The sequence below is a fragment of the Aquirufa sp. ROCK-SH2 genome, assembly GCF_054558315.1.
In genome coordinates this window covers 462,258-483,551 of sequence record NZ_JBPXKB010000001.1, presented here as the reverse complement: position 1 = coordinate 483,551, position 21,294 = coordinate 462,258, and the positions used below count along the sequence as shown (strand labels likewise).

Here is a 21,294-nt window from a genome sequence, read left to right as displayed (position 1 = left end):
TTCGTAAATTTGTACAAATTTTCAACATGGTAGAATACAAAGACTTCATTACAAGCCCAGAAATCGCTCATTCGAGTGATTTACTTCATCGTTTTCTATCAGCTGAATTAGGACTAACTTATCTTGAAAAATGTACCTATCGAATTGAAAGGAAATCCATTGATGCAAGAAGTCGATTAATCAAAGTTAATCTACGAATTGGCTTTTATCCTAAAGATTTCGATTTTAGTTTTCAACAAATTGAATCATTGCCAATTCTTAAACCCAATTCACCCTCTGTTGTTGTAATTGGGAGTGGCCCCGCAGGCTTATTTGGTGCTTTGGAATTGATCAAATTAGGTATAAAACCCATTATTTTAGAAAGAGGAAGGGATGTAAGGGAAAGAAGAAGGGATTTGGCTGCCATCAATCGATTTAATATTGTGAATCCTGATAGCAATTATTGCTTTGGAGAGGGTGGTGCAGGAACTTATTCAGATGGAAAACTTTACACAAGGAGTACCAAAAGAGGTGATATTAAGCAGGTGTTAGAAACCTTTGTTCAACATGGGGCCAATAACAACATATTATATGAAGCACATCCTCATATAGGAACCAATAAATTACCTGGTATTATAGCTTCCATTCGAAATGCCATCATTCAATCGGGGGGAGAAGTGCATTTTAATGAAAAGGTCATTGATTTTCGCATTGAAAATAAGCAAATCAAAGAAATTGTCTGTGAGTCTGGAAAAACGTTGGAGTGCAAACATGTATTATTAGCTACTGGACATTCGGCTAGGGATATCTTTCAATTATTACAAGCTAAAAAAATCAAGATTGAATATAAACCTTTTGCGATTGGAGTAAGGATTGAGCATAGACAATCGTTGATTGATACTTGTCAATATAAAATAAAAAAGCGACCTGAATTCTTACCCCCAGCCAGTTTTAGTTTAGTTACACAAACGAAATTTAAAGGTTTACAGCGAGGTGTTTTTTCGTTTTGTATGTGTCCAGGTGGATTTATTGTACCCTCGGCAACTGCACAAAATCAAGTGGTTGTTAATGGAATGTCGCCTTCAAGAAGAGATTCTATCTTCGCCAATTCTGGAATAGTGGTAAGTATTCTTCCTGAAGATTTATCGAAATACAAAGAATTCGGTCCACTTGCGGGAATGTATTTACAAGAAGAATTGGAACAAAATTCGAACAAATATTCATCCCATACACAAAAAGCGATTTCTCAATTAACAGGAGATTTTATTCAAAAAAAATCGAGTAGAAGTGCACATGATACTTCCTATATTCCTGGATTAATTCCAGGCGAAATGAGGGATGTGTTGCCTGAATTTATTGCGGAACCATTGTCATTAGGATTACAAGATTTCAACAGAAAAATTTCTAATTTTTCTACTAATATTGGTCAAATCATTGGATTGGAGAGTAGAACTTCCTCACCAGTTAAGATTCCAAGAAACAATGAAACTTTGGAACATGAAGAAATCAAAGGATTGTTTCCGTGTGGGGAAGGTGCTGGATATGCCGGAGGAATTATGTCTGCGGCATTGGATGGAATAAAGGTTGCAGAAGCCATCGCAAAAAACATTTTTAACTGATGATTCACGAAAAATTCATTGATTTATTAACAATACAACAAGAAATTTTGGTTGATTCCACGATTAAAAATAATGCCAAAGAAGCAGCGGTTTTGGTCATAATCAATCAAATAAGTGGAGAAGAGGATAAAGTAATTGTGATTAAAAGAAATGAATATGATGGTCCTCACAGTGGGCAAATAGCTTTACCAGGAGGAAAAAAAGATCCTACGGATATCGATTTAGTAGAAACGGCTTATCGAGAAGTAGAGGAAGAATTAGGTTTGGACTTACGTAATTTTGTTTTAAAACCTATAAATCCACATTGGGTCATCGTTTCAAATTTTTGGGTCCAACCATATTTTACCATTGTTGATAAAAAGCTTGAATTCAATTTAAATAAACGAGAAATAAATCGTATTTTTGAAATACCTGTGTCATTTCTACAAGATGTTGGAAATTTGCAGGCACATCAAATAAATATTCTTAAAAAGAATTATTGGGCACCACTTTTCAAATACGATAATGAGATCATTTGGGGAGCAACAGCCATCTTTTTGTACGAATTATTTCATTTGAAAAAAGATAGTATGTATAAATAGGAGTTTTTAAATTATGGAAGAATCTACTGGAGGAGCTTTACAAGATCAAATTGCCGTAGCTGGCATGTATGAAAATTGGTTTTTAGAATATGCTTCCTATGTTATTCTTGAACGTGCTGTACCAGCAGTAGAAGATGGATTAAAACCCGTTCAAAGAAGAATTCTACATGCTTTAAATGAAATGGATGATGGTCGATTCAATAAAGTTGCTAACGTTATTGGACAAACTATGCAATATCACCCGCATGGTGATGCTTCCATTAATGATGCCATTGTTAATTTGGGTCAAAAAGAACTCTTATTTGATTGCCAAGGTAACTGGGGAGATGTTAGAACGGGGGATAGTGCTGCGGCAGCAAGGTATATAGAAGTACGTTTATCCAAATTTGCCAATGAAGTTGTTTTTAATCCACAAACAACAGAATGGCAAATGTCTTATGATGGACGTAAGAAAGAACCCGTTACACTTCCTATTAAATTTCCATTATTATTAACACAAGGTGTAGAAGGTATTGCTGTTGGTTTGGCAACAAAAATTATGCCTCATAATTTTTGTGAAATCATACAAGCCTCTATTGATATTTTAAATAATAAAAAAGTAGAGCTCTTTCCTGATTTTTTAACAGGGGGCATGATTGATGTATCAAACTATAATGATGGATTAAGAGGTTCAAGAATAAGGGTTAGAGCAAAAATTGAAGAATTAGACAAGAAGACCTTGATTATCAAGGATATACCTTACACCACCACCACGACTTCATTGATTGATTCAATCATTAAAGCGAACGATACAGGTAAAATCAAGGTAAAAAAAGTTATAGACAATACAGCAAAAGATGTTGAAATTCAGATTCAATTAGCACCAGGTATTTCCCCAGACGTAACAATTGATGCATTGTATGCATTTACAGATTGTGAGGTTTCTATTTCTCCTAATGCCTGTGTTATTATTGAAGACAAGCCACATTTCGTAGGTATTGCTGAAATTTTGCGAGTTAGTACACATCAAACTGTTGATTTACTAAAACAAGAATTAGAAATCCGCAAAGGTGAACTGATGGAACGATTACTTTTCAGTTCACTAGAAAGAATCTTTATTGAAAATAGAATCTACCGTGATATTGAAGAATGTGAAACATTTGAATTGGTTATTGAAACGGTAGATAAAGGTTTAGAACCTTATAAGAAAGATTTTTACCGAGAAATTATAGAAGAAGATATTCTTCGATTATTGGAAATTAGAATTAAGCGAATTTCAAAATTTGACTCATTCAAAGCAGATGAGTTGATGAAAAAATTACAAGATGAATTAGCTGAAGTTGAACATCATTTAGCCAATTTGATCAAGTTTGCTATCGATTATTTCAAAAATTTATTAAATAAATACGGAAAAGGAAGAGAGCGCAAAACTGAAATTCAAAATTTCAATACGATATCAGCAACCGTTGTTGCCGCTGCCAATCAGAAGCTTTATGTAAATAGAGAAGATGGATTCATTGGATACGGGTTAAAGAAAGATGAGTACATCATGGATTGTTCAGACATAGATGATATCATTGTTTTCAGACAAAATGGTACCTGTGTCGTAACAAAAGTTCAGGACAAAGTTTTTGTTGGAAAAGACATTCTTTATTGTTCTGTATTCAAAAAGAACGATGACCGAAAGGTTTATAATTTGGTTTACTTTGATGGAAAATCAGGCTCTTCTTTTGTCAAGCGTTTCAAAGTAACCTCTGTAACAAGGGATCGTGAATATAAATTAGTCAGTGACAATAATAAGTCGAAAATTACGTATTTCTCTGCTAATGAAAATGGAGAGGCAGAAGTGATTCAGATTAATTTAACAGCAAGTTGTACTGCTAAAAATAAGCAGTTTGATTACGATTTCGCGAAGTTAGCAATCAAAGGTCGTGAATCTATGGGTAATGTTTTAACTAAATACCCAGTCCGTAAAGTTACTCAAAAGTCAGCTGGTGTTTCTACTTTAGGTGGAGTAGACATTTGGTATGATTCCACCATTGGTAGATTAAACAGAGACGAGCACGGTACTCTAATAGGCAATTTTGAACCTAAAGATTTAATCTTAGCTATTTATAAATCAGGGAATTACGAATTGACCAATTTTGAATTAACGAACAGATATCCGGCTGAGGAAATCTTGTATTTGAAAAAATTCAATCCAAATGGCATTATTTCAGCCATATATTTTGATGGTCAAGGTAAACACACCTTAATCAAACGATTCAAATTAGAGACCTCAACTGTTGATAAAAAATTCTTATTTATTACAGATCATAAGGCTTCCAAATTGATTGCTGTGACAGATAATTATCAACCCAATGTTCAAATAAAACATAAACCAGATGGAAAAACATTGGAAATAGAAATATTGACGATCGATGACTTGGTGGATGTTAGAGGATGGAAAGCCATTGGTAATAAATTGAATTACAATAAGTTAATGGACTTGGAATTCATTGAAACGGATTTCAAACAGCCGGAGGAGGAACAAGCTATTCAAGATACTGAAGAGATTAAAGAAGATTCAACTCAAGATGCTGATTCTGCTGAAGAAGTGAATCAATCGGAAAATTCTGAACCTGAATTTGTTGTTAAGAATCTGCCAGAAGAAAAAACGGAAATAGAAAAACAAGTAGAGGATATTCCTTTTGAAATAAAAAATTTACCACAGGATTCAACTGAAAAAGGGAGTTCTGGAGAACAATTAGGACTATTTTAAATGGAAGCAAAATTAAATAATCCAAAGGTTTTAAACGCATGGGCATTTTATGATTGGGCAAATTCGGTTCATTCATTAACCATTACATCAGCGATTTTTCCTATTTATTTCCCAATTGCTGCTATTACCTTAAATAGCCTTCATCCAGATAAAATTGATTTTTTTGGCTATTCATTTCAAAACACGGTTGTATATTCCTACACTATTTCCATAGCTTTTTTGGTATTAGCTATATTAATGCCATTTTTATCTGGAATTGCAGATTATCAAGGAAGTAAAAAATCGTTTATGCGATTTTTCTGTTATTTAGGATCTCTCAGCTGTATTTTATTATTTTTCTTTACCAAAGGAAGTTACCTTATTGGAACCATTTGTTTTCTTTTTTCCATCATAGGATGGGGTGGAAGTCTGGTATTTTATAATTCATTTTTACCAGAAATAGCTACACCAGACAAATACGACTCTTTGAGTGCTAAAGGCTTTACTTTTGGATACATCGGTAGTGTTTTATTATTAATTCAAAATTTAACCATGCTGTTAATGCCGCAGTGGTATGGAGGTATAGATGGTGAAATGGCTTCCAGAATTTCTTTTTTGACAGTTGGAATTTGGTGGATCTTATTTGCCCAATTTTCATTTCAACATTTGCCAAAATCAGATAAAAAAAATAGTCAACATGAAAAATGGTGGTTAGGTGGATTTCATGAATTGAAAAAGGTTTTTAATGAAATAAAGCATTTATCTGCTATTAAGAATTTTTTATCAAGCTTTTTTTTATTTAACCTAGGTGCTCAAACCGTTATGTATTTAGGAGCCTTATTCGGAAGTCAAGAATTGAAACTCCCTTCTGATGCTTTAATTGTTACAATACTTTTGATTCAATTGGTTGCTATTCCTGGAGCTTATACTTGCGCTTTACTATCCAAAAAATTAGGTAATGTAAGTGGATTATTTATAATCGTTTTTATATGGATTGCCGTTTGCTTATTTGCCTATTTTGTTAAAGATGAATTCAATTTTTATTTATTAGCAACAGCCATTGGCTTTGTTATGGGAGGAATTCAATCCAATAGTCGAGCAACATATGCCAAACTTTGTCCTCCGAACGAAAAAGATACTGCTTCTTATTTTAGTTTTTATGAAGTGTGTGATCGTTTATCTACCGTTTTAGGAACATTTATTTTTGGCCTCGTTATTCAAATCAGTGGAAGTATGAGAATAGGAATTTTAATTCTTGCGGCTGTATTCGCCTTGAGTTTATTATTTCTTTTAAAGTTAAAGAACAATCATTCTCAGGCACTTAGATCGGTATAATATTACGATTATTTGACTTTTGCCATTCCTCCGGAATAATACTTAATATTTCATCTTGTAATGCTTTGATAATTGCTTTCCGAGCATAACTTGGTGAATATACCAAAGACACTTCTCGAACTGGTACAGGATTTTTAATTGGGAATACTCTAGAATGATAACGTTCATCCAAATAATCCGTTAACATTTGTGGTATGATGGTTTGACCTTCAGAATCTTCCACTAAACGAACAATTGTTTCCAAACTTCCTGTTTGATACGATATTTTTGTTGTTTGTGTTAAGTTAGATTTCAAATTACAAATCGAAGCCACTTGGTTACTTAAGCAATGTCCTTCTTCAAGCAACCACAATTTATCCGTTAATATCTCATCAATTATTTCCGAATTTTCATTTTTACAATTTGAATAGAGATACAATTCTTCATAGAACAACGGTTTTTCAATGAGTTGATCATTCAAGGGTGTTACTAAAATTCCAATATGTAATTTCCCTTCTTTTATTTCTTTTTTAATATTTTCAGTAGTCGTTTCTGAAATATTAATGGTTAATTCAGGATACTTTTTTTGAAACTTGGACAAAAATTTAGGCACCAAATAAGGTGCGATGGTGGGAATAATACCTATCGAAAGAATTCCTGAAACTTGATTTCCCCATCCTTTCGACAATGTCATTAAGGCTTGAGTTTCTTTTAAAATAATTCTTGCCTGCTGAATAATTTCTTCTCCATAAATGGTAGGAGAAAGTGGTTTACTTTTTCGATTAAAAAGTGAAACATTCAGTTCGTCTTCCAATTTTTGAATTTGCATACTCAAGCTCGGTTGAGTTACACAGCAAAAATCGGCTGCTTTGGAAAAACTTTTTAAATCAGCTAAGGCTACGATATACTCTAGTTGTGTTATAGTCATATTATAATCAAAAACTATACAAATATAATAAATATAGATTTGTGTGATACAAAAAATAAGGGGATATTTGCATCACAATTAATTAAGAACTTAAAAAAACAAATAGTATGGCAAATCACATGTTAGGATTAGGAAGTTTATTTCCAACATTTTCAAAAACTGCAGTTGTTTCATTAGATAAAGGAAACGAATTCGCAACAATTACATCAGAAGATCATAAAAAAGACGGAAAGTGGTTAGTAATGTTTTGGTGGCCAAAAGATTTCACTTTCGTTTGCCCAACTGAAATTGCTGAATTTAATCGTCGTGCTGGAGATTTCGCAGACAGAGATGCTTCATTAATTGGCGCTTCTACTGATTCTGAATTTGTTCACGCAGCATGGAGAAGAGATCACGACGATTTGAGAGGTTTAAAGTTCCCTATGTTGGCAGATACTTCTAAAAGTTTAGCTGAAGAATTAGGAATTTTAACTGAAGAAGAAAAAGTAGCTTACCGTGTTACTTACATTGCTGATACTAATGGAGTTATTCGTTGGGTTTCTGCGAATGATTTATCAGTAGGAAGAAATGTAGATGAAGTTTTACGTGTGTTAGATGCTTTACAAACTGATGAGCTTTGCCCATGTAATTGGAAAGCCGGAGATGCAACTCTATAAATTACCTTAATCAATGCCCCGTTTATCGGGGCATTTTAAATTAAAAAGAAATGAGCGATACTAGAGATAATTTATTGGCAGAATTGAATTTGCCCAATACCGAAAAATTTGAATTATTAGATCAGTTAGATGCAACAGATAATCGTTACATCAAAGATTTAAAAATTAACGTTTCAAATGCATTGAAATATGCAACATTAACTGAAAAAGAGGCATTACTTCTGGCATTAGCCGTTTCTGTTAATCAAAAGCATACAAAAACAATTCATTCTTTAACAGAATTGGCTTTACAAAAAGGAGCAACTGATGCTGAAATCAATGAAATACATGCTTTAGTCTCTTTATTAAACGCAAACAATGTATTTTATCGATTCAAACATTTTGTGGACAAAGAGTTCTATAACAATGCACCAGCAGGTATCAGAATGTCTATTATGATGAATCCTGTATTGGGAAAAGAATTTTTCGAATTAGCTAGTTTGACTGTTTCCGCCATTAACGGTTGTGAAATGTGTGTTACATCTCATGAGCAGTCTGTAAAGAACCACGGAGCTACAGAAGCACGTATCCTAGATGCAATCCGATTAACAGCGATCTTCAAAAGTTTAATAGTGCTTTTATAAAAGCACTATTTTCCATACATGGCGTTGGCTGTATTAGGGAAAGGGAGGGTCAATTCAGGTATTCCAAGAACCATTAAATTGGCCCATTCTACTCCTTGCATCATGGAATGATCTTGATTAGCTACTTCATATTTCCAAGCACCAAATCTACCTCTTGAATAGATATTTTTCTCTTGTAGTTTAGGTAATACCTGATTAACGATCGCATCGCGATCAATGGAAGGAGTTGGATACCCGTATTTAGTTGAAAAATAGAATTTCGACTCAATTTGATTCTCAGATTCGATCATATTATCCTCCAATAGTGCTTTAATGGTATCCTCCATTAAATTAGGTACATCCACAGGCTTATGGGTTGACTCACTTACTTCAACCATTAAAGACCATTGATTTTCAATGTTAGGAACATTTTCAGGACTATAATTCGAGAATACAGTAATTCTATAATAAGGACTATTGTCTTCAGGGTAATACATCCAGCATTTCTTCTTTAAATGAGAAGGAGGTGTACCATTTAATCCAATACCAATCACATGGGTGGATGAATGCAATAAATTTTTAGATAAATCTACCAGTGACTGATCCAAGCCTTGACACTTAGTAGTAAAAATATCCAATGGCATCGTATTCATTAAGAATTCGAATTCGATTTGTTCACCATTTTCTAGTTGGATAGATTTTTTATTTACATCTACACCTGAAACTTTGGAATTCAATTTAAAATATTGCTCGCCAATTAGCTCACCAACCGCTTTCCATATAGCACCTGTACCTCCTTTTTTCGGAAATTGGAATAAATTATTAGGTCCCCAAGAATAATCATCTTTTTCTAATAATATATTTTCGATCATTTTAGAAAGATCCGTCACTGCAACCCGCTCTCCAACCCATTGGCTATTCATCATTTCAGCAGGGTAGGCCCATACTTTAAAATTGTATGGAATCATAAAAACATCTGCCAAACCTTGTCCAAAGGTATTTAATATCCATTCTTTAAAATTTGAAGCTTTTGTTTTTGCACCATTTTTGTACAAATCAACCAAACCTTTGATGCATTTGAGTTGATCTTCCAAAGGCAAATGACGAATGTTATTTTGAAAAGGATAGGGTACAAATGTATTTTTAATCCAAACCCAGGACTCTCTTTGGTGTGTCAACCAACCATCTTTACCCAAAGCTTCAATCATCAAATCATCAAAATACTTATAATGTGAAAATTGAACATGCCCACCGACATCCCAAGTAAATCCCTTTTCGTCAACAAAACTTGTTGCCAATCCACCTACATATGCTTCTTTTTCTAAGACAATAAAGTCAGTAATTCCTAATTCTTTTAATCTATATGCAGCACCTAAACCTGTTGGACCGCCTCCTAAGATGACATATTTATACTTCATTAGATGCAGATATTTTTTTTACAATTCTGTTTAATTTAATTCTGAAGTCAAGTAATTCCTTGAAACTTTGCCAACAAACCTTCAATAATTTAAAATGCTTGATGGAAACTTCACCAGTTTCTCTTTCTTTATGAAAAACAGGTATGTTAAAAATTTCTTGCTTCGCCTTTTTAGCCATCACAGCAATAAAAATATTGGGAGCAAAAGGAGTTTGTTTTGGTAGTGAATTGATTAATTTATTTAAAAAAGTTGTTTTCATTAATCTAAAAGGAATATTTGCATCCTTGATATAAACTCCATAAATAAATAATAGAGAGAATCTTAAAATTCTAGTAATTAATAATCGAAAAGGGTCATCATGTCTATCCTCTCTAAAACCTAAAATAAAATCAGACTGTTCTCTTTTTTCCCAAAATTTGATAAAATCGTTCACTTCAAATTGGTCATCTGAGTCGGTTTGGAAAACATAAGTAGGATTCATCTCTATTGCTAACTTATAGCCATTAACCACCGCATTCCCATGCCCACCATTTAATTGATGTTTTACGATTAAATTAGGGTAATCTCCGGCTAATTCATCTAATAATTTTCCAGTATTATCTTTTGAACCGTCATTAACCACTAATAATTTAAATTTATCTTGATCAACAAATTTGGCAATACCATTGATCCAATGTGGTATTACATCTTTAATACATCCTTCTTCATTGTAGGCAGGTATTACCAAAACCAAGTCTAAATTCATAGTAATTTATTCAAATTTATTTTTCAAATCATTTATCGGTTTTTCAATAAAAAACCACGATAAGCTCGCAATAACCACTAAAATTGTGAAATTCAAAACGAACTTCAAAGGTACAAAATTAATCAATTCTAAATAGTGGGTCGAGAGTTTTCTTGTCAATAACCACCATAAAGTATTCTTTTCAAAATGGTAATAATTGTAAATAAAATTATGATATACATACAAGCCGTAGGATATTGTGCCCAAATAATTAATTGACTTAGATTTTAACACTATACCGAAAAAACCTGTTTTGTTTGAAGCGACCTTTGCCACCAAGAAAAATGAAAAATAAACAAAGAAGGTAATTTCCAAAACAGCCGAAAACAGATTATTGTGCTCATAGACAGAATTTTCATCCAAAAAGTATGATATAATACAAAGTATTCCAGTCATAACAATTCCTAACAAATTCGAACCAATTTGTTCAAATCGATGTGGGTGAAAAATGTGCAAATAAGCCAGAAAACCTCCAAATCCAAAGGAATCTAAAGCACTTAAAGGATTAACATAATTTGAAAACCAGTTTTTTTCTACGAAATCATCAGGTAAAAATAGAAAAAAAGATAATCGAGATAATAGTCCAATTAAAACCATCGAAGCAAGTAAATACTTATAATTCTTGGGTTTAAAAATAAAAAGTATCACTGGAAAAACCAGATAATATTGTTCTTCAACGGCTAATGTCCAAAAATGATCCCAAACTCCAATCCAACTTTTGTGTGTAATGATATAAAAATTAGGTGTGTAAGTAATAAACCAAATAAATAATTTTCTAATAGGTTCTATGCCAACAATTAATCCAACAATTATTACCAAAAAATAAATGGGGAAAATTCGTAAGGCTCTTCTGAAAATAAATTTTTTAATTTTCTCAAAGACACTTATCTGTTTTTTAGAGGGATCAATCGAATTGATTATCAGGATTCTTGTAATTAAAAAACCACTTAAAACAAAAAAGATAACAACTCCTAAATGTCCGGTTGGATAATGGATTGATTCAGGTAACCAATGTTCCAACAATACCAAAAGTATCGCTATGAAACGAAGGCCATTTAACTGATTAAAATAAATATGTTTATCTAAATTCATCATTCTGAAAATAAAGTAAATTCAACTCGACGATTCAATTTACGTCTTTCTTCTGTTAAATTACTTGCTAGTGGTTTTGTTCCTCCCCAACCTTTGGTTCTAATTCTATTTTCGGCAATTCCTTTTAATACTAAATAAGCTTTCACATTCTCTACGCGATCATTGGATAATTTTAAATTTTCTACCCAATCTCCTTGGTTATCGGTATGGCCTTCTAATAGAATTTTAAAGCCAGGATTTTCCTTTAAAAGACTCACTATTTTATCTAATTCAGAAAATGATTCAGGCAAGAGATCTGATTGGCTTTGTGTGAAAATAATATTCGCTAATTGATATTGTTTATTTAATTGAATTTCAATTAAGGATATATTTCTTTTGATTGCTTTGAACTTAGTCTCAGCTGTGAAATCGATTTTTTCAATTCTGGATAAATATCCTTTTTTGATAGCTTGAATGGAAAATGGCTTTTTTGCGGGCCACATAAAACTATAATCTCCCAAATAGGGGTCATAATCTATGACTAAAGAATCTGAACTATTCAATGATTTTACTACAATTTGAGCAGCTATGGTTTCCTTTGAATCCAAATTTACCACTTGGCCTGTTAATTGAATCAATGTCAACGGTTTTGCTTTTTCAGGAATTTTAATCCGAAAAATATCTTCCGCACCAATCGAGTTTTCTACGGAACTAAAATAGGCATAATCACCTTGAGCTGAAACCGAAAAATATCCATCCCATTGAGGTGTATTGACAATAGGCCCCAGATTTTCAGGCACTGTCCAATTTGTCCAAGTATCATCCAATCTTCTTGTTAAGAAAATATCATTTTTTCCATAACCCATGTGACCACTGGAAGAAAAATACATGGTAACTCCATCTGGAGCAATAAAAGGTGTACTTTCTGATTCTCCTGAATTAACGACTGGACCTATATTTAGGGGTTCTGTCCAAGTATCATCATTTTTCCAAAAAGAAACATAAATATCTTTCTCACCATAAGAGTCCTTCATTTCCGTGGTCATCAATAGAATTTTTCCGTTGGGAGCAAGAGTATATTCTGAATATTTTGATTTGTTTTTAAAATTTCGAATTTTAAGTGCTTTAGGAAAGCTCCAATCACCAGTTCTCAATAAGTAAGACATTGAAACGCCCTTTTCCATTTGGCCGTCAATTCCATAAATATTATTTAATAAAATGGATTTTCCATTGGGTGAAATTCCACAAATCGCATTATTCTCTGAATTATTGATAGGTTCAGGAAATATAACCGATTTGGACCAAGTTTTGTCGTCATTTAAAGTTGAAAACCAAATATCTTGATTTTTTTGTTTACCGATATTATTAGGATCATTTGCTCGAGTGAAATAGATTTTTTTACCGTCTGGACTAATAATAGGGCATATTTCGTTGTAAACGGTATTAATTGACTTTCCTAAATTTTCACGAAAAAATTCAGCATTTGACTCTTTGGGTAACTTCAAACTTTCTTCAATTGGCGTGGAAACATTTGAAATTCCAATCGCATCAATTTGAGAAAAACCCTTAATTCTTTCTGAATTCATTGATATTTTAATGCCACGTACCTTATAAGATGTCAAATTAGGCAAATCAATGTGTGTTACTTGCGCAGAAGATGTTTGGTAGTTCGTGCTAAATTCTTTCAACAAAAACAATTTATTATTCTCATCTAACCCATCTACTCTTGTTATAGATCCCGCACCAAAATTCTCAAAAATAGCAACCTGTTTGATAGGCATTAACGTATCAAACTCGACAATGATGTATTCCAAATCTGGACTATCAGGAGTCAATGAATGCCACGCGGCAGGTGAATAGGCAAATTCAGGGTATCTGTTGGGTCTACCTAGAACATGTATTGACCTAAAATCTTTACCCAATAATGGATCTGAATATTCACTTGAAAACGATATTACTTTAGAAGCCCATTTAATTTTTTGAGCGTTCAAGCTACTACTATAACATATAGATATGACAACAATAATGAAATAATAAGCCAATCGCATATTGAATATTATTTACCTAGATTAACTAAGTCACTTATTGTATTGATAGGATTGCTTGAAGAAAAAACAAAGCTACCTGCTACTAAAACATTGGCACCAGCTTGTATTAAATCAGAAGCATTTGATAAAGAAACACCTCCATCAATTTCAATCTTTAGGTTTAAATTATTAACTAATTTAGCCATTTCAGCCACTTCTTTTGTTTTTTTGATGGCATTAGGAATGAACTTTTGGCCTCCAAAACCTGGATTTACTGACATGATTAAGACTAAGTCTAAGTCCGCAATGATATCATTCAAAACAGAAGTAGGAGTACCTGGATTAATAGCCACTCCAGCTAAACAACCTAAGTCCTTAATTTGTTGTATAGTTCTGTGAACATGTGGACAAGCTTCATAATGAACCGTTATCACATTCGCACCCAATTTAGCAAATTGGCTTAAGTACTGTTCTGGTTTTTCAATCATCAAATGTACGTCCAAAACTTTCTTACTTATTTTTTGAATTGCATCGAGTACAGGAAAACCAAAAGATATATTAGGAACAAAAACGCCATCCATGACATCAATGTGAATCCAGTCTGCTTGAGAAGCATTTAACATCTCAATTTCAACACCTAATTTACTGAAGTCTGCAGCTAAAACAGAGGGGGCGATAATTAACTTTTCCATCTTACAAAGTTATGAAAATAATTTTCTAAGCTTAATTTCTAAAGAGTTTCATTTAACTTTAAGTCAAAAATATTTTTTATGGACGTTCGGAAAAGAATGGATGAATTAATTGAGCAAATCAATCAATTCAATCATGCTTATTATCAAGAAAATACAAGTCTAATTTCAGATGAGGCTTTTGATAAATTATTAGCGGAATTAATAGAACTAGAAGCACAAAACCCATTATTTGCTTATCCAGATAGCCCAACGCAGCGTGTGGGTGGTACAATAACCAAAAATTTCAAAAGCGTAAAGCATCGTTTCCCGATGTTATCATTAGGAAATACCTATAATGAATCTGAATTAATCGAATTTGATGAAAGAATCAAAAAGATTCTTGGAGATGAACCTTACGAATATATTTGTGAATTAAAATTCGATGGAGTAGCACTATCATTTTGGTATGAAAATGGTCAATTAATAAAAGGAGTGACTCGGGGCGATGGGACAAGGGGAGATGACATTACAGCCAATGTAAAAACGATTAAATCATTACCATTACGTATTAATTCAAGCATTTTACCTAGAGAATTTGAAATAAGGGGTGAAGGATACATGCCGCTTAGTTCCTTTGAAAGCATCAATAATGATAAAATAGCCAAAGGAGAAGCGCCATTAGCTAATCCTCGAAATGCTGCTTCTGGAACTTTTAAAATGCAAAATTCGGCAGAGGTGGCAAAAAGAAATATGGAATGTTTTATCTATTCCTATCTTGGCACGGAGAATCCTTTTCAATCGCATGAAGAAAGCTTAAACAATTTAATTCAATTGGGATTTTCTGTTTCACCAACCTGGCGAAAATGCAAAAGCATTCAAGAGGTTATGAAATATATTGAGGATTGGGCGGATAAAAGAAATGATTTACCTTTAAATACGGATGGAATTGTCATTAAAATCAATGATTTTGGTCAACAAGAACGACTAGGATTTACTGCCAAATCACCTAGATGGGCCATTGCATTTAAATATCCCTCAGAAATAGCTCAAACTGTCATTGAGTCTGTTAGTTATCAGGTTGGCCGAACTGGGAATATTACTCCAGTTGCCAATTTAAAGCCTGTTTATTTAGCTGGAACAGTTATTAAAAGAGCTTCGATCCATAATTCCAACGAAATGGAACGCTTAGATTTACATGAAGGCGATACTGTTTTCATAGAAAAAGGAGGTGAAATCATTCCCAAAATTACGGGTGTGAATTATGACTTGCGAAAAGAAGGAACAAACGTATTTGAATTCCCAGAGAAATGTCCTGATTGTGGCACTCCCTTAATTAGACAAGAAGGTGAGGCCAACCATTATTGTACCAATGAAACAAATTGCCCAACTCAAATAAAAGGTAAAATTGAGCATTTCATTCAACGAAAAGCTTTAAATATTGAGAATTTAGGTGTGGAAACCATTGACCTTTTATTCAACAAAGGAATTATTGCTAACGTAGCAGATTTATATGATTTAAAAACTGAAAGCTTTTGGGGATTGGAAGGTTTTCAAGCTAAATCAATTTCAAATATTCTCATTTCTATTGAAAAATCTAAATCCATTCCTTTTAGACAAGTCCTTTTTGGACTAGGAATTCGACATGTTGGGGCAACAATCGCTGAAAAATTGGTTATACAATTTCATTCCATTGAGAATTTAAAAAATGCCAGTTACGATGATTTAATTGCGGTGCCTGAGATTGGCGATAGAATTGCTCTGAGTCTGATTGAATTCTTTTCTAACGATCAAAACATTCAACTAATAGAAAGATTAGAAAAAGCTGGGATTCAATTTTCGGAAGAAATTTCTGAAATAGTTTTGGAGAGCTCCAATTTAGAAGGAAAAAGTTTTGTAATTTCGGGGATATTTAAAAATTTCGAAAGAGAAGAATTAAAACAAAAAATTGTTGCGAATGGGGGGAAAGTAGTTTCTAGTATCTCATCCAAATTAGATTATTTAGTTGCGGGAGAAAATATGGGGCCGGCTAAACTTGAAAAAGCAACACAATTGAATATCAAAATTTTAAGCGAAGAGGAATTCATACAACTCTTACCATAGATTATGAAGTATAAAACATTTCCAAAATTTCACGGTGTAGCACCGGCATTAGTTACTCCTTTTAATGCAGACAAATCAATCAATTTTCAACAATTAGAAAATTTAGTTGACTATGTTTCAAAAGGAGGAATTGATTACATGGTTGTACAAGGTACCACAGGCGAATCTGTTACCACAACCTCCGATGAAAAGAAACAAATTGTAGCATCCATTCAAAAAGCCAATTTTAGAAATTTACCCATTGTTTATGGCTTGGGGGGAAACAATACTGAGAGTTTAATTACTCAAATTAAAAATACTTCATTTGACGGAATAGATGCTATTTTGTCGGTTTGTCCATATTATAACAAACCAAGTGCAAGAGGTGTAGTAGCTCATTATCAAGCTGTTGCCGATGCAAGTCCAGTACCTATTATTTTATACAATATTCCTGGTAGAACTGGGATTAATATGTCAGCTGAAACAGTATTAAAGCTGGCGGAGCATCCCAATATTATTGGAGTAAAAGAAGCATCTTGTATCATTGAACAATGCATGGAGATTGCACATCACAAACCGGAAGATTTTTTATTGATTTCAGGAGATGATGTCCAAGCTTTACCCATAATATCTATTGGAGGTGTGGGAGTGATGTCAGTAATTGCGAATGCATTTCCTCAGCAGTTTTCAGATATGATTCATTTGGCATTAGAAGGAAACTTTGCAGAAGCTAGAAAATCTTTGGGAAATTTCTTAGCAATTGATCCATATCTATACGAAGAAGGTAATCCCGTAGGAGTGAAGAAAATTTTAGAAATAAAAGGAATTATTAGTGCACAAGTGAGATTACCGCTAGTTTCTGCTTCAGAACAATTGGGAGAGAAATTAGGAAAAATGATTATTCAAGAAAAATTAAATAATTAATTATGTTTGTACACGTAGTAAACTTCTGGTTAAAAAAAGGTTTAAGCAAAGAAGATGTAGCTTTATTTGAAGCTGGAGTTCAATCTTTAGGTACCATTGAAACCGTCACTCAATTTAATGTAGGTAAACCAGCTGGAACAGACCGACCAGTTATTGATCGCTCATACGATTATTGTCTATTAACCGTTTTTAATGACGAAGCAGGACATGATGTTTATCAAATTGCCCCAATTCATTTAGAATTTATCAAAAATTGTGCTCACTTGTGGGACAAAGTTTTAATCTATGATTCAGAAACTATTTAAATTAAGCATCTTAATTGGATTTGTAAGTTTAGTTTCATGTTCCAAACATGTTAAACCAACTAGCTATTACAGTCCAAATTTTAAAGATGGCTCTACAGAACGAAAAGATGGATTAGGATTTGAAATTCCTTACAAATTCCAGATAGATGTATTTTATGCCAATGAAGCACCTAAACAATCTTTCGAAGTCATAGAAACGATCACTGTTTCGGGAGAAGAGCCTTTAACAGCAGACCAAACCTACAAAGGAAAAATGCTTAATCGAGGAAACCACCAAAACAAAAAGAAAGAAATTCTTGATGAAATGGTGGCTAAGGCCGTCGATTTAGGTGCAAGTGCTTTGATGGATGTTAACTATAAAGTTTATAGTACAACCACAGCTAATGGTTACACGTTTAGCGGAAAAGCGATTCGTTACGTATTGAAGTAATTCTCAATAACTCCAAATTAGAGATTAAAATTTGACCTTTAGCATCCAAGAAATTCACTTGGATGCTTTTTATTTTTCTTTCCTTGAAAGTCAAAATCCTTTTGTTGCCAATCGTTTTCCCTGAAATCGTTTCTTTTTTCCCATTTTCATCCGTCAAATCGACCGAAAATTGAATGATTCTTTGTCCCAAAGCAATGGGTTCTTGAATCAATAGGGCATTCATCATTACACTATTTTTCAAATCAACATGGATATAAGCCTGTTTATCAGAGGCTTGTGCTGCCCAAAAAGATTTTGGATTCTTATCCCTTAAATTAGATGTAGCATATTTCCCAAATTGTGAACTTGTAGAAATAACATCACTTTTGGTCAATAAATTAACTAAACTTTGATCTCTAATTTGTTTAAATCCCATCATTGAAGCTGAATCGTTGGGATGTATCAATCCGCGGGTATCAACAGGAATATTTAACAACAAATTGGCATTTCTTCCCACCGAAGCCACATAAATTTTCATCAAAGAGTCTGGAGATTTCACTTTATTATCTTGTTCAGGGTGATAGTACCAACCTGGGCGAATAGAAACATCTACTTCTGGAGCCACCCAGTGGGTTCCATTTTGCTGTCCATTGCGATAATTATCAAATTTAGGATAACCCGGATAAATTTCATCCCGATTAATTGGACTCCAAGTTGTTTCGTAAGCATAACCTCTTTCATTTCCAACCCAACGAATGTCGGGACCTGAATCAGAAAATTGGACCGCCTCAGGCTGATATTTATTGACCATTCCATGAAAAAGTGGCCAATCATATACTTGTTTTTTGCCATTTGGACCTTCACCATTGGCTCCATCGTACCAAAATTCAAAAATAGGACCATATTGTGTCAATAATTCTTTTTGCATGTATGAATAAACCTTGTTGTATTCATCTGTTCCATACGCTGGATGAAAACGATCCCAAGGAGATAGGTAAATGCCTAGTTTCAATCCATATTTTTTACAAGCTTGGGATAATTCTTTGATTACATCTCCTTTTCCATTTTTCCAAGGCGATTTTGCGACAGAATGTGAAGTGTACTTGGACGGATATAAAGCAAATCCATCATGATGTTTGGCTGTAATGATTAAGCCTTTCATTCCAGATTCCTTTGCAATTCTAGCCCATTGATTACAATCCAATGCTGTAGGATTAAATAATTTAGGAGATTCTTTCCCTTCACCCCATTCTACATTCGTAAAAGTATTCATGTTAAAATGAATAAAACCATAATATTCCAGAGCTTGCCAGTTCAATTGCTTTTGACTTGGAATTGGCAAAATAGGTTGAATATTCTGAGCAAAAGACAAAAGTGGAATAAAGATTAATAATAAAATTTTCAGCTTCATAGTCAAGGAATAATATAATTGAATAATAAAATTGTATAATAATTTATAAAAAGCTAAATTTAATTAAAATTGAGGGTAAAGTAATTGATAATTTTACTTTATATAAAAATTCAACCTATGGCATTACAAAACTTTTCAACAAAGAATTATTCATTGGATTCCTCCAAAACTAAGAGCTTCATCATTCCATTTATTTTAGTGACTAGTTTGTTTTTTCTTTGGGGCTTGGCTAATAGCTTGAATGGAACCTTGGTAAAACAATTCCAAGTAGCATTAGATCTACAGAGATGGCAAGCAAATATTGTTGAAACAGCATTTTACATGGGTTATTTTGTCATGGCTTTGCCTGCGGGATTTGTCATGAAAAAATTTGGTTATAAAATGGGAATCATTTTTGGCCTATTATTATATGCCTTTGGCGCATTTTTATTCTATCCAGCTGCCTCATATCGCGAATATTCCTTTTTCTTATTTGCCTTATTTATGATTGCGAGTGGAATTGCTTTCTTAGAAACAGCTGCTAATCTATATGTGACAGTTCTGGGAGATCCTAAAAAAGGCGATTTTCGATTAAATTTAGCACAATCTTTCAATGGACTGAGCGCTATTTTAGGACCTGTAATAGGTGGTTTTTTTATTTTTTCTGAAAAAGAATACACCAAAGACATTTTAAATAAAATGCCCATTGCCGAATCTGAGGCAATACGCGTAGCCCATGCAAATTCAGTTCAAGGTCCTTATTTAATCATTGGCGGTATCGTGTTTTTTATTGCCCTTTTATTCATGGTTACTAAAATGCCAGAGGTGAGTGCTACTGAGGAAATTGAAACAACTAAAAATACCCAAGACATAAAAATATCTAGTTTATTGAAAAACAGGCATTTGGCACTTGGGATTTTAGCACAGTTTCTGAATATTGGAGCTCAAGTATCTATTTGGGGAAATTTCGTAGATATAAAACTGGATTTGGCGAAAAATTCGAATTTATGGATTGTCAATCAAATTTATCAAGTAACCGATTCCATGAGTGCAACTCAAATAGCGAGCTTTCACGCATCATTTGCGTTTTTATTGTTTATGTTAGGAAGGTTTGTTGGAACGTATTTTATGGGAAAATATGCTTCCAATAAAGTGTTGGGAATTTACTCTATCGGGGCAGTAATATCCATGTTAATTGCTATTTTCGGGGGTGGAATTTTTGCAATAGTTGCTTTGATGATGGTGTATTTTTTCCAATCCATCATGTTTCCAACCATATTTGCATTGGCTTGTAAAGATTTAGGAGAAGGTTCAAAATTAGCTTCTTCATTGATTATCATGTCGATTGCGGGTGGCGCTATTATTCCTCCAATTACTGCATTTTTATTTAAAATAGGAACTTCTTTGGCATTGTTTATACCTTTAATTTGCTTTGTATTTATAGTATATTACGCATTTAAAGGTTTTCAAATTAAAACAGATTAATATGCAAAAGTTTATTCTATTGTTAGATTTGAAGAATCAAACTGATTTAATCAATGAATATGAGGAACATCACAAAAATATTCCTTTAGCGATAAAAAAAAGTATTTTAGAAGCTGGTATCTTTGAGATGAATTTATTTCGATTCGAAGATCGTTTGGTGATGGAAATTTTAGCTGATGACCAATTTAGTTTCGAAAATAAAAATAGGATAGACCAAAATAATCAAGACGTTCAAAGGTGGGAAACCTTAATGTCAAAGTACCAAAAAACATTACCCAATACGCCAGATGGTGTAAAATGGGTGTTAACGAAACAAATATTTAGTTTATAATT

The 21,294-nt window shown here is 33.1% G+C and carries 19 protein-coding genes; 12 read left to right on the top strand and 7 right to left on the bottom strand.

The window, feature by feature from the left end; genetic code table 11:
- The first annotated feature begins 26 nt into the window (after positions 1-26).
- The 4 genes from V7S79_RS02070 to V7S79_RS02055 are packed head-to-tail and all read left to right on the top strand — an operon-like array spanning position 27 to position 6,233.
- Positions 27-1,598: an NAD(P)/FAD-dependent oxidoreductase gene (locus V7S79_RS02070; protein ID WP_459488893.1), complete on the top strand. Its 1,572-nt coding sequence runs from the start codon at positions 27-29 to the stop codon at positions 1,596-1,598.
- Positions 1,598-2,179 carry an NUDIX hydrolase gene (locus V7S79_RS02065; protein WP_459488892.1) on the top strand — a complete coding sequence of 194 codons (582 nt, stop codon included), beginning with the start codon at positions 1,598-1,600 and terminating at the stop codon, positions 2,177-2,179. Before V7S79_RS02070 ends, V7S79_RS02065 begins: the two co-directional genes overlap by 1 nt.
- Positions 2,180-2,192: 13 nt before the next feature.
- A complete protein-coding gene (locus V7S79_RS02060) occupies positions 2,193-4,919 on the top strand; it encodes a DNA gyrase/topoisomerase IV subunit A (RefSeq protein ID WP_459488891.1) in 2,727 nt (908 codons plus the stop codon).
- The gene (locus tag V7S79_RS02055; RefSeq protein ID WP_459488890.1) at positions 4,920-6,233 is read left to right on the top strand and encodes an MFS transporter; all 1,314 of its coding nucleotides are present in this window, start codon (positions 4,920-4,922) and stop codon (positions 6,231-6,233) included.
- Here V7S79_RS02055 and V7S79_RS02050 read toward each other — a convergent pair.
- Positions 6,220-7,140: a LysR substrate-binding domain-containing protein gene (locus tag V7S79_RS02050; protein ID WP_459488889.1), complete on the bottom strand. Its 921-nt coding sequence runs from the start codon at positions 7,138-7,140 to the stop codon at positions 6,220-6,222. The genes V7S79_RS02055 and V7S79_RS02050 overlap by 14 nt on opposite strands.
- 107 nt (positions 7,141-7,247) lie before the next feature.
- Here V7S79_RS02050 and V7S79_RS02045 point away from each other — a divergent pair, with 107 nt between their 5' ends.
- A complete protein-coding gene (locus V7S79_RS02045) occupies positions 7,248-7,796 on the top strand; it encodes a peroxiredoxin (RefSeq protein ID WP_459488888.1) in 549 nt (182 codons plus the stop codon).
- Between the two features lie 50 nt (positions 7,797-7,846).
- Positions 7,847-8,419: a carboxymuconolactone decarboxylase family protein gene (locus V7S79_RS02040; RefSeq protein WP_459488887.1), complete on the top strand. Its 573-nt coding sequence runs from the start codon at positions 7,847-7,849 to the stop codon at positions 8,417-8,419.
- A 5-nt stretch (positions 8,420-8,424) separates the two neighbouring features.
- Here V7S79_RS02040 and V7S79_RS02035 read toward each other — a convergent pair whose 3' ends face one another.
- Genes V7S79_RS02035 through rpe form a run of 5 tightly spaced genes read right to left on the bottom strand, consistent with a single transcriptional unit; the run spans position 8,425 to position 14,390 of the window.
- Positions 8,425-9,816 carry a protoporphyrinogen/coproporphyrinogen oxidase gene (locus V7S79_RS02035; protein WP_459488886.1) on the bottom strand — a complete coding sequence of 464 codons (1,392 nt, stop codon included), beginning with the start codon at positions 9,814-9,816 and terminating at the stop codon, positions 8,425-8,427.
- The gene (locus tag V7S79_RS02030) at positions 9,806-10,561 is read right to left on the bottom strand and encodes a glycosyltransferase family 2 protein (protein ID WP_459488885.1); all 756 of its coding nucleotides are present in this window, start codon (positions 10,559-10,561) and stop codon (positions 9,806-9,808) included. Before V7S79_RS02030 ends, V7S79_RS02035 begins: the two co-directional genes overlap by 11 nt.
- Positions 10,562-10,567: 6 nt before the next feature.
- Entirely contained in the window at positions 10,568-11,695 is a 1,128-nt protein-coding gene (locus V7S79_RS02025) for an acyltransferase family protein (protein ID WP_459488884.1), read from the bottom strand.
- Positions 11,692-13,719: an OmpA family protein gene (locus V7S79_RS02020; protein ID WP_459488883.1), complete on the bottom strand. Its 2,028-nt coding sequence runs from the start codon at positions 13,717-13,719 to the stop codon at positions 11,692-11,694. The genes V7S79_RS02025 and V7S79_RS02020 overlap by 4 nt, the downstream gene beginning before the upstream one ends.
- Positions 13,720-13,727: 8 nt before the next feature.
- Positions 13,728-14,390, bottom strand: coding sequence for a ribulose-phosphate 3-epimerase (gene rpe, locus V7S79_RS02015; RefSeq protein ID WP_459488882.1), 663 nt, complete (start codon positions 14,388-14,390; stop codon positions 13,728-13,730).
- Positions 14,391-14,468: 78 nt separating this feature from the next.
- Between rpe and ligA the strand changes: the two genes are divergently transcribed.
- Genes ligA through V7S79_RS01995 form a run of 4 tightly spaced genes read left to right on the top strand, consistent with a single transcriptional unit; the run spans position 14,469 to position 18,107 of the window.
- Entirely contained in the window at positions 14,469-16,469 is a 2,001-nt protein-coding gene (gene ligA / locus V7S79_RS02010) for an NAD-dependent DNA ligase LigA (protein ID WP_459488881.1), read from the top strand.
- A 3-nt stretch (positions 16,470-16,472) separates the two neighbouring features.
- Positions 16,473-17,372 carry a 4-hydroxy-tetrahydrodipicolinate synthase gene (gene dapA / locus V7S79_RS02005; RefSeq protein ID WP_459488880.1) on the top strand — a complete coding sequence of 300 codons (900 nt, stop codon included), beginning with the start codon at positions 16,473-16,475 and terminating at the stop codon, positions 17,370-17,372.
- A gap of 2 nt (positions 17,373-17,374) precedes the next feature.
- The gene (locus V7S79_RS02000) at positions 17,375-17,677 is read left to right on the top strand and encodes a Dabb family protein (protein WP_459488879.1); all 303 of its coding nucleotides are present in this window, start codon (positions 17,375-17,377) and stop codon (positions 17,675-17,677) included.
- On the top strand, positions 17,658-18,107 hold the full coding sequence (locus tag V7S79_RS01995) for a hypothetical protein (RefSeq protein ID WP_459488878.1): 450 nt from the start codon (positions 17,658-17,660) through the stop codon (positions 18,105-18,107). Before V7S79_RS02000 ends, V7S79_RS01995 begins: the two co-directional genes overlap by 20 nt.
- Here the strand turns inward: V7S79_RS01995 and V7S79_RS01990 are convergent.
- Entirely contained in the window at positions 18,073-19,497 is a 1,425-nt protein-coding gene (locus V7S79_RS01990) for an alpha-L-fucosidase (RefSeq protein WP_459488877.1), read from the bottom strand. The two genes, V7S79_RS01995 and V7S79_RS01990, sit on opposite strands and share 35 nt — an antisense overlap.
- Positions 19,498-19,614: 117 nt before the next feature.
- Between V7S79_RS01990 and fucP the strand changes: the two genes are divergently transcribed.
- Together fucP and V7S79_RS01980 are read left to right on the top strand one after the other, a co-directional pair.
- On the top strand, positions 19,615-20,961 hold the full coding sequence (gene fucP / locus V7S79_RS01985) for an L-fucose:H+ symporter permease (RefSeq protein ID WP_459488876.1): 1,347 nt from the start codon (positions 19,615-19,617) through the stop codon (positions 20,959-20,961).
- 1 nt (position 20,962) lies between these two features.
- Positions 20,963-21,292: an L-rhamnose mutarotase gene (locus V7S79_RS01980; RefSeq protein WP_459488875.1), complete on the top strand. Its 330-nt coding sequence runs from the start codon at positions 20,963-20,965 to the stop codon at positions 21,290-21,292.
- Positions 21,293-21,294: the final 2 nt, after the last annotated feature.

What these genes read in the sequence shown, in the direction of transcription:
- V7S79_RS02060 (WP_459488891.1), top strand. Translation starts at nt 2,193, where the DNA reads ATGGAAGAATCTACTGGAGGAGCTTTACAAGATCAAATTGCCGTAGCT.
- V7S79_RS02020 (WP_459488883.1), bottom strand. Translation starts at nt 13,719, where the DNA reads ATGCGATTGGCTTATTATTTCATTATTGTTGTCATATCTATATGTTAT.
- V7S79_RS02000 (WP_459488879.1), top strand. Translation starts at nt 17,375, where the DNA reads ATGTTTGTACACGTAGTAAACTTCTGGTTAAAAAAAGGTTTAAGCAAA.
- dapA (WP_459488880.1), top strand. Translation starts at nt 16,473, where the DNA reads ATGAAGTATAAAACATTTCCAAAATTTCACGGTGTAGCACCGGCATTA.
- rpe (WP_459488882.1), bottom strand. Translation starts at nt 14,390, where the DNA reads ATGGAAAAGTTAATTATCGCCCCCTCTGTTTTAGCTGCAGACTTCAGT.
- V7S79_RS02055 (WP_459488890.1), top strand. Translation starts at nt 4,920, where the DNA reads ATGGAAGCAAAATTAAATAATCCAAAGGTTTTAAACGCATGGGCATTT.
- ligA (WP_459488881.1), top strand. Translation starts at nt 14,469, where the DNA reads ATGGACGTTCGGAAAAGAATGGATGAATTAATTGAGCAAATCAATCAA.
- V7S79_RS01995 (WP_459488878.1), top strand. Translation starts at nt 17,658, where the DNA reads ATGATTCAGAAACTATTTAAATTAAGCATCTTAATTGGATTTGTAAGT.
- fucP (WP_459488876.1), top strand. Translation starts at nt 19,615, where the DNA reads ATGGCATTACAAAACTTTTCAACAAAGAATTATTCATTGGATTCCTCC.
- V7S79_RS02070 (WP_459488893.1), top strand. Translation starts at nt 27, where the DNA reads ATGGTAGAATACAAAGACTTCATTACAAGCCCAGAAATCGCTCATTCG.
- V7S79_RS01980 (WP_459488875.1), top strand. Translation starts at nt 20,963, where the DNA reads ATGCAAAAGTTTATTCTATTGTTAGATTTGAAGAATCAAACTGATTTA.
- V7S79_RS02050 (WP_459488889.1), bottom strand. Translation starts at nt 7,140, where the DNA reads ATGACTATAACACAACTAGAGTATATCGTAGCCTTAGCTGATTTAAAA.
- V7S79_RS01990 (WP_459488877.1), bottom strand. Translation starts at nt 19,497, where the DNA reads ATGAAGCTGAAAATTTTATTATTAATCTTTATTCCACTTTTGTCTTTT.
- V7S79_RS02045 (WP_459488888.1), top strand. Translation starts at nt 7,248, where the DNA reads ATGGCAAATCACATGTTAGGATTAGGAAGTTTATTTCCAACATTTTCA.
- V7S79_RS02040 (WP_459488887.1), top strand. Translation starts at nt 7,847, where the DNA reads ATGAGCGATACTAGAGATAATTTATTGGCAGAATTGAATTTGCCCAAT.
- V7S79_RS02030 (WP_459488885.1), bottom strand. Translation starts at nt 10,561, where the DNA reads ATGAATTTAGACTTGGTTTTGGTAATACCTGCCTACAATGAAGAAGGA.
- V7S79_RS02035 (WP_459488886.1), bottom strand. Translation starts at nt 9,816, where the DNA reads ATGAAGTATAAATATGTCATCTTAGGAGGCGGTCCAACAGGTTTAGGT.
- V7S79_RS02025 (WP_459488884.1), bottom strand. Translation starts at nt 11,695, where the DNA reads ATGATGAATTTAGATAAACATATTTATTTTAATCAGTTAAATGGCCTT.
- V7S79_RS02065 (WP_459488892.1), top strand. Translation starts at nt 1,598, where the DNA reads ATGATTCACGAAAAATTCATTGATTTATTAACAATACAACAAGAAATT.